The organism is Arcicella sp. GW821-FHT09D11 (assembly GCF_059416265.1).
Map to the genome: position 1 here is coordinate 170662 of NZ_JBWKOV010000002.1, position 13980 is coordinate 184641.

At 35.7% G+C, this 13980-nt stretch carries 12 protein-coding genes; 3 read left to right on the forward strand and 9 right to left on the reverse strand.

Features of this window, described 5'->3' with window-relative positions; translation table 11 throughout:
- Positions 1 to 99 precede the first annotated feature (99 nt).
- From infB to AC07N0_RS06130, 4 genes are all read right to left on the reverse strand, one after another.
- Complete coding sequence (infB, locus tag AC07N0_RS06115; RefSeq protein ID WP_494588503.1) at positions 100 to 3576, reverse strand: translation initiation factor IF-2; 3477 nt, start codon at positions 3574 to 3576, stop codon at positions 100 to 102.
- A gap of 125 nt (positions 3577 to 3701) precedes the next feature.
- Positions 3702 to 4949 (reverse strand): transcription termination factor NusA, encoded by a 1248-nt coding sequence (gene nusA, locus AC07N0_RS06120; RefSeq protein WP_492801482.1) that lies wholly within the window; start codon positions 4947 to 4949, stop codon positions 3702 to 3704.
- A gap of 102 nt (positions 4950 to 5051) precedes the next feature.
- A complete protein-coding gene (gene rimP, locus AC07N0_RS06125; protein ID WP_494588504.1) occupies positions 5052 to 5525 on the reverse strand; it encodes a ribosome maturation factor RimP in 474 nt (157 codons plus the stop codon).
- A gap of 195 nt (positions 5526 to 5720) precedes the next feature.
- Positions 5721 to 6164, reverse strand: coding sequence for a GNAT family N-acetyltransferase (locus AC07N0_RS06130; RefSeq protein WP_494588505.1), 444 nt, complete (start codon positions 6162 to 6164; stop codon positions 5721 to 5723).
- A gap of 168 nt (positions 6165 to 6332) precedes the next feature.
- On the opposite strand from AC07N0_RS06130, the gene AC07N0_RS06135 reads away from it, so the two are divergent.
- Positions 6333 to 7142 carry an enoyl-ACP reductase FabI gene (locus AC07N0_RS06135; protein ID WP_492801510.1) on the forward strand — a complete coding sequence of 270 codons (810 nt, stop codon included), beginning with the start codon at positions 6333 to 6335 and terminating at the stop codon, positions 7140 to 7142.
- A 142-nt stretch (positions 7143 to 7284) separates the two neighbouring features.
- On the opposite strand, the gene rpmB is transcribed toward AC07N0_RS06135, so the two are convergent.
- Positions 7285 to 7524, reverse strand: a complete 240-nt coding sequence (gene rpmB / locus AC07N0_RS06140) for a 50S ribosomal protein L28 (RefSeq protein ID WP_184137596.1) — start codon at positions 7522 to 7524, stop codon at positions 7285 to 7287.
- Positions 7525 to 7777: 253 nt separating this feature from the next.
- Between rpmB and AC07N0_RS06145 the strand changes: the two genes are divergently transcribed.
- A complete protein-coding gene (locus AC07N0_RS06145) occupies positions 7778 to 8881 on the forward strand; it encodes an endonuclease/exonuclease/phosphatase family protein (RefSeq protein WP_494588506.1) in 1104 nt (367 codons plus the stop codon).
- A gap of 1 nt (position 8882) precedes the next feature.
- Here AC07N0_RS06145 and AC07N0_RS06150 read toward each other — a convergent pair whose 3' ends face one another.
- From AC07N0_RS06150 to tpiA, 3 genes are all read right to left on the reverse strand, one after another.
- Entirely contained in the window at positions 8883 to 9743 is an 861-nt protein-coding gene (locus AC07N0_RS06150) for a glycosyltransferase family 2 protein (protein ID WP_494588507.1), read from the reverse strand.
- 14 nt (positions 9744 to 9757) lie between these two features.
- On the reverse strand, positions 9758 to 10648 hold the full coding sequence (locus tag AC07N0_RS06155) for a glycosyltransferase family protein (protein WP_494588508.1): 891 nt from the start codon (positions 10646 to 10648) through the stop codon (positions 9758 to 9760).
- Between the two features lie 157 nt (positions 10649 to 10805).
- Complete coding sequence (gene tpiA, locus AC07N0_RS06160) at positions 10806 to 11567, reverse strand: triose-phosphate isomerase (protein WP_323247059.1); 762 nt, start codon at positions 11565 to 11567, stop codon at positions 10806 to 10808.
- Between the two features lie 327 nt (positions 11568 to 11894).
- Between tpiA and AC07N0_RS06165 the strand changes: the two genes are divergently transcribed.
- The gene (locus AC07N0_RS06165; protein WP_494588509.1) at positions 11895 to 13235 is read left to right on the forward strand and encodes an aspartyl protease family protein; all 1341 of its coding nucleotides are present in this window, start codon (positions 11895 to 11897) and stop codon (positions 13233 to 13235) included.
- 56 nt (positions 13236 to 13291) lie between these two features.
- Here the strand turns inward: AC07N0_RS06165 and AC07N0_RS06170 are convergent, their stop codons facing one another.
- Entirely contained in the window at positions 13292 to 13954 is a 663-nt protein-coding gene (locus AC07N0_RS06170; RefSeq protein WP_323247056.1) for an ABC transporter ATP-binding protein, read from the reverse strand.
- Positions 13955 to 13980: the final 26 nt, after the last annotated feature.

A 13980-nucleotide genomic window follows, 5' to 3' on the forward strand; every position in this document is an offset into this window, starting at 1 on the left:
AGTAAAATTAAGTGATTGGTATAGAAAAAGAGGAGAGGGGTAAAACACCAAAAAAGCTCGAAGATATCTCCGAGCTTTTTTTGTGCTATTATTAACGAATTATAATGTACGTTTCAATTCTTTCATTTCGTAACATTCGATGATGTCACCTACTTCAAGGTCATTGAAGTTTTTGATTGAAAGACCACATTCATATCCGAATTTCACTTCTGCCACATCGTCTTTGAAACGTTTTAAAGCAGAAATTTCACCTTCATGAACCACGACGAAGTCACGGATAACACGAATCTTATGCGAACGTTTCACTGTACCATCTAATACATAAGAACCTGCTACAGTACCTACTTTAGAGATTTTGAATACGTCACGTACTTCAATGTTAGCAGTTACTACTTCTTCAAATTTCGGTGCTAATAAACCTTCCATCGCGTCTCTTACATCATCAATTGCTTGGTAGATGATAGAGTATGTACGAATTTCGATTTGTTCGTTTTCTGCTAAACGACGAGCGTTCACACTTGGACGAACTTGGAAAGCTACAATTACTGCATCTGAAGCAGAAGCCAACAATACGTCTGATTCTGAGACTTGACCAACACCTTTGTGAATGATACGAACTTGTACTTCTTCGGTTGATAGTTTCAATAATGAATCTGACAATGCTTCTACTGAACCATCCACGTCACCTTTCACAATTACGTTCAATTCTTTGAATGTACCGATAGCTTTACGACGACCGATTTCATCTAAGGTAATGTGTTTACGTGTACGTAATGATTGTTCACGGATAATTTGTTCACGTTTGTTGGCAATTTCACGTGCATCACGCTCATTTTCCATTACGCTTAGTTTGTCACCCGCAGCAGGAGCACCACTTAAACCAAGTACTTGTACTGGAATAGATGGACCCGCTTCTTTTAATTTATTACCACGGTAATCGAACATGGCTTTTACACGGCCATAGTGAGCACCTGCAAGCATCATATCTCCTACTTTTAATGTACCAGCTTGAACCATGATATTCGCAACATAACCACGACCTTTATCTAATGAAGCTTCAATAACAGCACCTACCGCACGTTTATTAGCATTGGCTTTCAATTCTAACAATTCGGCTTCTAGTAATACTTTCTCTAACAATTCATTGATACCCATCCCTGATTTTGAAGAAATTTCCTGAGTTTGGTATTTACCACCCCATTCTTCTACAAGCATGTTTTTGATAGATAATTGCTCACGAATTTTTTCTGTGTTTGCACCAGGCTTATCTACTTTCGAGAAAGCAAAAACAATAGGTACGCCAGCAACCATTGCGTGGTTGATAGCTTCTTCTGTTTGTGGCATCACTGCGTCGTCTGCTGCAATTACGATAATGGCAACGTCTGTCAGTTTAGCACCACGAGCACGCATTGCCGTAAAGGCTTCGTGACCAGGCGTATCCAAGAAGGTAATTCTACGGCCATCGTCATGTTTTACAGAGTATGCACCGATGTGCTGTGTGATACCTCCGGCTTCACCAGCGGCAACTTTAGCACGACGGATATAATCTAGTAATGATGTTTTACCGTGGTCAACGTGACCCATAATCGTTACGATTGGCGCTCTCGGTAATAAATCCTCTTCAGCATCTTCTTCTTCAACAATCGCAGATTCGATTTCTTCTTCAGCTGAAACAAACTGAACTTCAAAGCCGAATTCTTCTGTAATTAAGGCGATAACATCTGCCTCAAGACGTTGGTTGATTGAAACGAACATTCCTAAACTCATACAAGTAGAAATGATTTCGTTTACCGATACATCCATTAAAGAAGCCAATTCGCTAGCTGAGATAAACTCAGTTACTTTCAAGATTTTTGCTTCTTCGTCTTCTGCTAATTGACGTTGTTCATTTCTTTCTGCACGGAACTTACGTTTAACACGACGTTCTTTTGCACCAAAGTTAGACTTATTGGTTTGTCCTTGCAGACGAGCCATCGTAGCCTTAATTTGGTCTTGAATTTGTTTTTCAGAAACTTCACCTTTAGGTTGTGGTTTTACGCCACCGCCAGCATTATTGTTGTTATTATTTCCTGCTGGTTTTTTCTTAAAGTTGTTATTATGCTGATTATTATTATTACCCTGATTATTGTTGTTGTTATTCTGGGTATTATTATTGTTCTGATTGTTGTTGTTGCCTGATGCTCCAACATTATTCGCAGGTTTTTTAGCATTAGGGTCATTCGTAGCGGGTGCAGCATTAGGTACACCATCTTTTTTAGGACGAGGGGCACCTCTTTCGTTACGGATTTCAGCTTCTGTAACTTTAGCACCACCAGGTTTATCAATACGCTTACGCTTCTTCTTATTGTTATTATTGTTGTTGTTATTTCTAGAACCACCGCGAGAAGGCTCGACAGGTAAAGAAATTTTCCCTAAAACTGTTAATCCTTTTAGTTGCTCTCCTTTAGCTTCGATTAATTCCACATTTGAAGTATCTTCAGGAATTTCATCGTTACGTCCTAGCTTTTGTGCTGGTGCTGGATTAGGACGTTGTTGTTGCGGCTGAGGAGCTGGATTAGGAGTTGGTAAGTTGCCACCCTGTTGTACTGGACGAGCCTGATTGTGGTGTGTACCACCGCCTTGCTGTTTGTTGTGCTGAGGGTTCTGATTGGAATTCCCGCCACCTTGTTGCTTATTATGCTGAGGGTTTTGATTCGGATTCCCGCCACCTTGCGGTTTATTTGGCTGATTCGGGTTGTTATTATTCCCTCCGCCTTGTGGCTTGTTGTGTTGATTTTGGTTATTATTATTATTCACCCCACCTTGTGGTCTATTGTGTTGGTTCTGATTATTAGGCTGTATTGCTGCTTCAGCAATTTTTGGTTCTGCTACTGGTGTTGCGACTGCTTCTATCACTACTGGTTTTTCTAATACTACCACAGGTTCAGGCTTTGGTGCTTCCTTAACCGTTTCAACTTTTGGAATCTCTACTACTTTAACCTCTTGGGTTACCACAGGAATAATCGCTGGCTTTACCTCTTCAACTTTAGGTTGTTCAACTTTCACTTGAATTTCAGGTTGTGGCTCAGGTTTAACAGTTTCAACCTTCACCACGGGCTCTTCTACTGTAGGCGCTGGTTTTGGTTCAACTATTGCAGGCTTTTGAGGAACAGGATTGCCTTTAGCATCCAATTCTATTTTACCAAGTACTTTAAATTGTACTTCGGCTCTTCCCAAAATAACATCTGATTCTTTCTCAGCTTTTGCTGGCTCGGTTACTTTTGTTTGTTCTGATGCTTCTGTATTCTCTTTTCCTCGGAAGTAAAGAGGCATATCATCATCCTGTTTTTTTACAGGTACAAACTCTTCCTCTGTAGGTTTTGATGAAACTACAGGAGTTGCTGCACCAACATCCTTTAATAAGGATTCGGCTCCATATTCTTTTGCTACGAGCTTTAACTGCTCAAAATTTAGTTTGGCGTTGGGGTTGTTCTCAACCTTATGACCTTTGACAGAGAGATATTGAACAATGGTTGAGGTTCCCACGTTAATCTGCTTTGCCACAAGGCTCAAACGCATCATTTTATCTTCTGCCATAATTTCTGTTGATACTTTTCTATAGTAATTTGTAATTTTAAGTAATGAATGATAGAATAGCTTTTATGAGTAAGTGAGATATAAACAATGACTATTCTATCATTCTATCACTTACTCATTCTAAATTACTCAAACTCCGAACGTAGAATTGATAATACCTCGTTTACGGTTTCTTCCTCAAGTTCAGTACGACGAATTAATTCATCGCTATTCAATTTGAGTACTTGTTTTGCCGTATCAAGACCGATTTTGTGTAATTCTGTAATTACCCAATCCTCGATTTCGTCAGTAAATTCAGTTAAGTCAACATCTTCTTCGTCAACTTCACTTTCTTTAATATCACGATACACATCTAATTCGTAGCCTACTAACTTGCCTGCTAACTTAATGTTTTGTCCTCCTTTACCAATGGCCAAGGAAACTTGGTCTGGTTGTAAATACACCGCAATTCTCTTTCTTTCTTTATCAATTTTCATTGAGCTTACTTTGGCAGGGCTTAAAGCACGACCAACTAGCAATTCAAGGTTTTCTGTATAATTGATAACGTCAATGTTTTCATTCTGTAATTCACGAACAATGCCATGAATACGAGAACCCTTCATCCCCACACACGCACCTACTGGATCAATACGGTCGTCATAAGATTCTACCGCTACTTTTGCACGCTCACCTGGTTCACGCACAATTTTACGAATCATGATTTGTCCATCATAAATCTCAGGAATTTCCTGTTCAAATAAACGTTCCAAGAAAACAGGAGAAGTACGAGAAAGGATAATCTTTGGCGTACCGTTGTTCATATCTACTTTATGAATAACTGCTTTTACTGCCTCACCTTTTTTGAAACGATCTTTCTGAATCATTTCTGATTTCGGTAAAGTCAACTCGTTGCCTTCACCATCAGTAATGATAAATTCTTTTCCAATAATTTGGTAAACATCTCCCGAAACCATTTCACCCACCAAGTCTTTGTATTTTTCAAAGAGGCCTTCTTTTTCTAAATCCTTAACTTTTTGAATCAATGTCTGACGAGCCGTTTGAACAATTCTACGACCGAAATCTTCTAGTTTGATTAATTCCGCTACTTCTTCGCCAATTTCAAAATCAGGTTCAATTAATTTTGCTTCTGCCAAAGGAATTTTGTCATAATCCCAAATATCTTCTGAATTGTCATCAACAATTTCACGTGTACGCCACATTTCTAAGTCGCCACTTTCAGGGTTGATAATTACATCAAAATTTTCATCCGTACCGTATCTTTTACGAATCATCGTGCGGAATACGTCTTCCAGCACTTTAATCATCGTCGGACGGTCGATATTTTTTTCTTTTGCAAAATCCGCAAACGATGAAATTAACTCTGCACTGTTCATCTTTTCATAATTTTATTAATGTGAAAAGAAGCCAACAAGTAGAATGTATGAGGAATAGATTTGCTCTAATTTCAATGATTCAACAATTCGGCAACTCGACCACTATTTAAACGATATTTGTACTTTTGCTTGCTGTATACTCGAAAAAGGAATCGCGACTGCCTCTATTGGCTCTACTTTCTTACTTTTTGTTTTCTTTGGTTCTTCTTTAAATATAATGCCTTCATCGCTTACATCTTCTAAAGCTCCTATTTTTTCAACGCTGTCTTTCAAAACTAATTTTAAATTACGACCAATGTTTTTTACAAACTGACGCTTAAAAGTAAGCGGATGGTCGATACCTGGCGACGATACTTCAAGATTATAGGCACCAGTTATCAATTCGTTGGTTTCAATAAAATGGGCTAATCTTCTACTTACAGAAGCACATTCTTCTATTTTGATACCTTCGTCAGTATCCAATAGAATAGTGATGTTCTGTCTTGTCTTACTTTCACTTACTTGAACATCTACAATAAACAATCGTCCTTCTTCAAGGTATGGTTCAATAAGTTCGGTTATTTTTTCTTTTGTCATTTCTTTTTATCACGATAAAACTACCGTGCTACAATCTAGTAAACAAAAAAGAGGGACTATCGACCCCTCTTCCTTTAAATTCTCTGCAAAAGTAATAAAAAATGTGTTAGAAAGCAAGCTTCCTTGTTGGTTTAGTAGGTATTTGATAAAGTAATCAGCAAACAATAGCATAATAAAATTATAATATTGAAAAAATCATTCAAAATTTACCCTAAAACTAAATCCATGCTTCTCAAAAGCTAAACTCTCATAAAATGCATGGGCCTCGTGGCGTTTTAAATTACTGGATAATACTAATTTATAACAGCCTGCTTCTGTGCATTTTTCCATGGCGAAAACCATCATTTTTTTACCGATTCCTTTTCCTTGAAAAACATCAGAAACCACGACATCTTCAACCACAGCGGAGGGAGTGCCAATATGAGCCAGATTATCCATAATTAATAAGGCGAAAGTGCCGATAATATCCTCCTCATTTGTTGCGACATATACCTTATAGTTAGGATAACTCATCATTTTCTGAAAGAGAGCTTCACCTTGTTCAATGGTTAGAACTTCTCCTTTATCAAGGACTTTAGCATAGAGACTGAGGATAGCAGGTAAATCTTCTTTTATGGCTTGTCGAATTTGAATATTCATGGTTTTAAGAAAAAAAATAGTACTTTTGGACAAAATTTTAACCTTGATTTTAGTATCCATCTAAAATACTTAATTATTTTAAAATGAACTCCGTATCCTCAGAATATAAGTTTGTTAGAAGAATAATTTAATTTTAAGCACTAAAATCAACAATCAGAAATCAAAAAAATGTCATACGGTTTATTAAAAGGAAAAAGAGGAATTATTTCTGGAGCATTAGATTCCAACTCTATCGCTTGGAAAGTAGCTCAGCGTGCTAAAGAAGAAGGAGCAATTATTACCCTCACAAATGCACCTTTAGCAATGAGAATGGGAGAAATCAATAAATTAGCCGAAGAGTGCGAAGCTAAGATTATTCCTGCTGATGCTACTTCTGTTGAAGATTTGGAAAAACTTTATGAAGGATCAATGGATGCTTTGGGTGGAAAAATAGATTTCGTATTGCATTCAATCGGAATGAGTACAAACATCCGTAAAAACAGACCTTATGGCGATTTAAACTATGAATGGTTTATGAAGTCATTAGATGTTTCTGCTTTATCATTCCACAAAATGTTGCAGGTAGCTGATAAAATGGATGCTATTGCTGATAATGGTTCAGTGGTGGCTTTGTCTTATATTGCAGCACAACGCTCTTTCCCTGACTATACCGATATGGCACAAGCTAAAGCGATGTTAGAGTCGATAGCGCGCTCGTATGGTTTCCATTATGGAAAGAAAAACGGAACAAGAGTAAATACGGTTTCACAATCGCCTACTAAAACTACTGCTGGTACTGGTATTTCTGGGTTCAATGCTTTCTATGAATATGCTAACCAGATGGCACCACTAGGAAATGCAACGGCTGACGAATGTGCAGATTACGTAATTACTTTATTCTCTGACTTAACGAAGAAGGTAACAATGCAAAACCTTTTCCATGATGGTGGTTTCTGTTCTGTAGGTATTTCAGAAGAAATCGTAGCTAAAATGGGATAATCAACATAAGCTTGCGTAATAATATATAGTGCAGATAAGTGTGGCAATCTCTTTAGAGGTTGCCATATTTTGTTTATAGGCTTAAACGAAAAAAGCTCTTTACATCAAATGCAAAGAGCTTTTTAAGCAAATATTTTTATTACTATAAACTCAAAGTACCTCTACGAGCAGCATCTACTAAAGAAGCTTCTAAGCCTTTTTTGTTAATAGTACGGATAGCTTTCGCTGAAACTTTCAACTGTACCCATACACCTTCTGATTCTAAGAAAAATTTCTTAGTGTGTAAGTTTGGAAAAAATTTACGCTTAGTCTTGTTGTTAGCGTGAGAAACGTTATTTCCAACTTGTGTTTTTCTTCCTGTTAATTGACAAACCTTCGCCATGATAAAATTCTTTTATTTGTTATGTAAAATCGCCTTGAGAGCGATGTAATAGACTTGATTACCAGTGTTTTCCGAAATGGAATGCAAAATTATGAAATATTTGTTAATCTAACAATTAATTACTGAAATAAAACGAATATTTTTCGTGTTATCATTCAAGGGCACACTTAAATTGAAATATTCATGTTTTATTATTTATTCAAGACATTCAAAATTAGTACTTTTGTTTAAAGCTAACTGCCAAGATTACATCATGCTAAAAAAAACAGTAACATCTCTTTTGTGGCTAATAAGTCTTCCTTTATATATATATACTTTATTTACCTATTTATTAGCTTATACTCTAGTGATTGATCACTGGTTTGTTGGTTTTATGATGATGAGCCTACCCGTCGTCATGTTACTGTGCGCTATCACCGCCATTACGTGGTTATTTATCCGTCCATCCAGAATGATTCTGCCTATTATTGTTTTGCTAATAGGCTATCCATTTATCCGACGCACATTTGGTTTTCATATAGCCAAAGAAGCAGATAAAAGCTTATCTGTACTTGATTATAATGTATATGGTTTTCAACATAGTGCATATTATGAACATTTTGAAGATAACGAGATTAAAGAAAAGGTAAAGAACGAGATTTCATATTGTGTAGATACTCAGGCTGATATTAAATGCTTTCAAGAATTTTCTAGTTTTAGAGAAGACCCAACCTTTAATACTTTTGATGCCATGATTGTGGATAATCCCTATTATGTAATCAACAGTATTTATGGCACAGGTAGAGTTTTTTCATTAGCGATATTCTCTAAATACCCTATCATTCATGAAGAAAAAAGTTTGTTTGGACAAAAACCTGGAAAAGACAATGGTAATGGCTATCTACTAGCCGATATTGCTTTGAAAAATGATACCATTAGAGTAATTAATCTACAATTACAATCAATGGGAATAAGGGTGAAAAAAGTGGTGGATGAAGTAAAAGGAAGCTCATTTGGTCAGGCAAGAGATGAAGCTCGTGCTATTCTATGGAGTTTGAAAATGGGATTCATTAAACATTCAAAGGAGATAGAACTAATCGAAAGACTTATTGATGAAAGTCCGTATCCTGTAATTGTGTGTGGAGATTTTAATGAAACGCCTTATGGCAATGCTTATGGACATATTCGTGATAGGCTGAAAAATTCTTTTGAAGAAGCGGGCAATGGCTTTGGATTTACCCTGAATCGCAGTCCACGATTTGTGAGAATCGATAACCAATTCTGTAGCGAATCTATTGAAGTACTAGATTTTCAAACGCATAGTGATATTAAGTATTCAGACCATTACCCTATATTTGGAACGTATAAAATACATTGATTTATGGCTGATATTTTCCCATCTTGTTTTGTTTAAAATCACGATGAGCTTCAATAACATACTTAATTATTTCCCAAGAACTGTCTCCATAGAAAAAACCTTTCTTTAAAAATGACATTGCATTCTTATTAATTTTTTGCATTTTTTGCTTGTCAAATTCTTTGTATTTAGACTGTAAATAGAGGTTGTTCCTATACATATAATAATATCGTAAAGGCGAGTGCAATTCTTTTTCTTTCTTGACTAAATAAAGGGTTTTGATAGAGGCCTTTGTGGCTGTTTTTCCTAATTCATGTTGAAGAAATATATTCATAAACTGAATAATTTTATAGCCAGCTTTTTGAACCCGCAAACAATACTCTATATCAACACCATCTATAAAAAGTTTTTCATCGAATTCCCCAATTTCTTTGTAAGCAGCCAAGTTTAACATCGTCCCTGAGGTAATGATGCTATCTACTTCTTTAGAGATAGACTGGGTAATCGACGTTTGATTTTTGCGGTCAAATTGTGGACCAAACAAACCTACCTTTGCTTTGTCTGAAAAATCATTGATGCTATCTAGGTAAAATTTGATGGAGCAATTGTCAAACCTAGAATCCTGATCCATCATTAAAAGCCAATCAAAACCTTCGTGGATAGCCATCTTGGCTCCAGTGTTTAATCTTTGTGCTATGCCAGCATTATGTTTATCATGAAAATACACTATGTTCTGCAATTCACAGAGCCTATCTTTCATAAAAGTACTTTCTTCTGAATTATCAAAAACAAATATTTTATCCACTGCATTAGCATAAGTACTTATGTTATGTAGTGTTTCTAAAGTAGGATAATAAAGTATTACGACAGCAGCAGTTTTCATAAAGTACAAAATATTTAATATTGAGCAATCAACTTTTTGACTAAAAACTCAAATTGAGGTTGAAAAGAGAATTCAAATGCGTTAGGTCCTTCAGGAATAACATTAGGGGATTTGTAATAACTTTCCAGCATTCTCGGTGTTTTTAGTGCTTCAGCAATAGCAAAAGGGAATGATTGGTTTCCTATAAAAAACTTGGCTCCAGCAATCACACTGGCTAATTCAAGAAAATTATTGACTGGTACGTATTCTAGCTGTGGTATAATGGATTTCATTAACTGGTATTCTTCGGGTAACCCTACGAACACTAGATTATTGTATTTTTTTAGAATAGAATAATCTACCACTGGCGAATTATAACGTATACTTCTTGCTATAACGATTTTATCAGCCATTGTGGTATCTTTTGGAACATCTAGCCAAGGTTTGCTTAAATCGTAATGAGTAGCAAAACAATTAAAGTACCATCTACTAATATTTCCTTTAGAATAATCGAAAGGAAATTTTCTGAATATATCTAAATCATAATCAATTTCTTGCTTATCATAAATATCAATTTGCTGAAACTGTTGCTGATGAGCCAAAAGAGGCTCTAACATAAGTATCGATTTTTCGTTTAGTCCAATACCTTTAAGAGGGTGCTCTCCGTCAACTTTTATTTTCTGACCGATATTCAAATGGAGGCGTGCTTTGCCATTTTCAGCCAAAGCATACATGGTAGGAATAGCATAGATAATATCACCCAAATGCCCACTATGTTTGAAGTCAACAAGGGGTTTGGGGGTATCTAAAAATTTAATAGAAGGAATATTGCTAACCTTTAATTGATATTTATAATTTTGATAAGCGTCTTTGTTAGTATTTTTTAAATAGAGTTTTTCAAAAGGGTTCAGTTTTTTAAATGCCATGTATAAAATGGTATAATTGAGAATGTGAGTTTAAAGAAAAGTTGAGTAATATATTGTTAATCAAGTTGTTGACCTTGATTAATAAGTGAAGTTAGCATTTATTTTACAAAAAATCCCGCATAGGTTTTCCTAAACGGGATTTTATATTATTATTTTATTAGAATGATTTTGCAATATTCGTAAATTCACGAGATTTCAATGATGCACCACCAATTAAGCCACCATCTACATCTGGACAAGCAAATAATTCTGGCGCATTTTTTTCATTACAGCTTCCACCATAAAGAATAGAAGTATTGTCAGCAGCTTCTTGACCATATTTTGTAGCAAGATGAGCTCTTAAATAAGCGTGCATTTCTTGTGCTTGGTCAGAAGAAGCCGTTAAGCCTGTTCCAATTGCCCAAATTGGTTCGTAAGCAATCACAACTTTAGCGAAATCTTCAGCAGAAAGATGGAAAAGGCTGTCTGTCAATTGTGACGCTACAAAAGCAAGGAAATCTTCTCCTTGACGTAATTCTAACGACTCACCACAACAAAAAATTGGCGTTAATCCGTTTTCAAGTACAATGTTTACTTTTTCAGCTAGTTCTTCGTTCGTTTCATTAAAATATTGACGACGCTCTGAGTGTCCAAGAATAACGTGTGTAACACCGATTGACTTTAGCATAGAAGCCGAAATCTCGCCAGTGTAAGCACCTGAAGCTTTACTTGAACAGTTTTGTGCAGCAATACCCACATTTGAAACTGTTTCAGTATATTTCTGTAGAGTAGCTAAATAAAGTGCTGGTGGAGCAATAATTACTTGCACATCAGTATTTACTTCGTCTTTTACCATGTTTACAACTTCAGAGGCTAAAATTAATGCCTCATCAGCTGTTTTATTCATTTTCCAGTTTCCTGCTACAATTTGCTTTCTCATTGTTTTTTGGTTAATTATAAATTAGATACTTTAACAAAAGTACTCGTTATCACAATTTTAAAAAACAAAAAAGGACAAGTATCTTCATTCTGAAGGAGAAAATTTTGTTTTTTTTAAAAAGTTAACCTCTCAAATGGGTACAAGATTGACTATAAATTCAAAATAAAATTGCTTTTATTAGGTACGCTAAATCTGCTATTTTTCTTAAAAAATACCTAACGAAAATTTTTGTGTACTTTTCTTTGAATAAACATTAATTTTTCTATGTAGACCCTTGGAAATATGTAATATTATTCTGATATTTAGTTAAGAAACTGACTCTTCTCTATGAAACTCACTTGGCATAAAATATTAATGTTCAGTACTTTACCACTGGCAGGGTATTGTCAAGATACTATTGTACCTGCTGAACAAAATAATAGTGGTGTTACAGTCACCACCATTCCCCGAAATGAATATCCAAAGAAATTTAAACTGAAGCCTGTAGTCGAGGAAAATTTTGGTTTTCAGTTACTTAAGAAAAAAAAGAGAACCATCATTCCTTTTGAATTTCATGCAAATTTAGTGATAGTACCCCTCAGGGTTAATAACTCTGATACCTTACGTTTTATTCTGGATACTGGCGTAAGTTCAATCATTCTTACTGATTCCAAAATAGCACAATTGCAACACATGAATTATAGTAGAAATGTGAAAATTGCGGGTGTTGGTATTGGCAATGACCTTGAAGCAGGAATTGTATTAGATAATACTATCAGAATGGGAGATGCCATTGGCTATCGGCAAAATATTGTCGTGTTAAAAGACGATATCCTAAAACTAAGTGAATTTGTCGGAAAGCCTATTCATGGCATTATCGGATACGACCTTTTTAATCGCTTTGCAGTAACGATTGACTTTGCAGAAAACCAATTGATTTTGGAGAACCCAGAACATTATAAATATAAACCTTCTAAAGGAGAACGCTTCCCTATTTCTATAGAAGAAAATAAACCCTATCTAGGTACTGTAGAATTGGTAAATGGAGAAGAAAAGGTGCCTATCAAAGTTTTGTTGGATACAGGCGCTGGGCATGCTATTTCTATTGAAGTAAATAAGAAATTTAATATACAATTGCCTCCTAAAGTAGTGAAAGCACAACTTGGACGAGGATTGAGTGGTATTATCAATGGCAATCTGGGGAGACTACCTAAAATTAAGTTTGGGAAATTTGAATTAAACAATGTGGTGGCGTCGTTCCCTGATAGCTCTTCTTTTCATTTAAAGCCAACTAATTTTTCTGAACGTCAGGGAAATATAGGGTGCGAGTTTCTCAGAAGGTTTAAAGTTACTTTCAATTATCGTGATAAATACGTGGTCTTGAAGCCTATCAATAGAAGGATGAGAGAACCTTTTGAACACAACATGAGTGGAATGGAATTGATGGCAAGTGGAAGCGATTATCATGAATTTATGATTGAAAGAATTATTGAGAACTCCCCTGCACACTTAGCGGGTTTGCAACAAGGAGATAGAGTAATATTTATCAATAACAGATCGTACAAAGATGTATCCATTACTGAGATTTATAAGATATTTCAGAAAGGAGAAGGCAAGCCGATTAATTTAGTAGTAAAAAGAGGAGCAAATGTGATTTTTACAACGGTTAATTTAAAAAGGTTGATATAAAAAAGTCGCTCAGAGAATATCACTGAGCGACTAACACTTAAACCAAAACTAAATTTTTATCTTTCGATGCGTCCATCCAATAACTCGATTACTCGGCTACCATAAGTAGCATTTTTTTCCGAGTGAGTTACCTGAATAATAGTTACGCCTTCATCGTTCAATGTTTTAAACAATTCCATGATTTCTTGACCTTGCTTTGAGTTCAGATTACCCGTAGGCTCATCTGCCAAAATCAAATTGGGTTTTGTGATAATAGCCCGAGCAATACCCACCAATTGTTGCTGTCCGCCCGAAAGCTGATTGGGGAACAAGTCTTTTTTACCCACAATATTGAATCTGTCTAAAATATCAGCGACCATAGATTTTCTTTCAGACGACCCAATGCCATGATACAACAATGGCGTTTCGATATTTTCATAAACCGTTAGTTCATCAATCAAATGGTAGGCTTGAAAAACAAAACCAATATGTTTTTTGTATAATTCTGCTCGTTGTTTTTCTTTGATTTTAAGCACGCTGTGTCCCATAAAAGAATACTCTCCTTCATTGGGTTCATCCATCATACCAATAATATGCAATAGCGTAGATTTGCCTGAACCCGAAGGCCCCATAATGGATACAAACTCCCCTTGCTCAATAGTCAAGCTTACATCACGTAAAACGAATGCTCTATTTACTCCTGAATTATACCAACGAAAAATGTTTTTGAGTGCTAACATATTTTTAATTTTATAAAATGTAATTG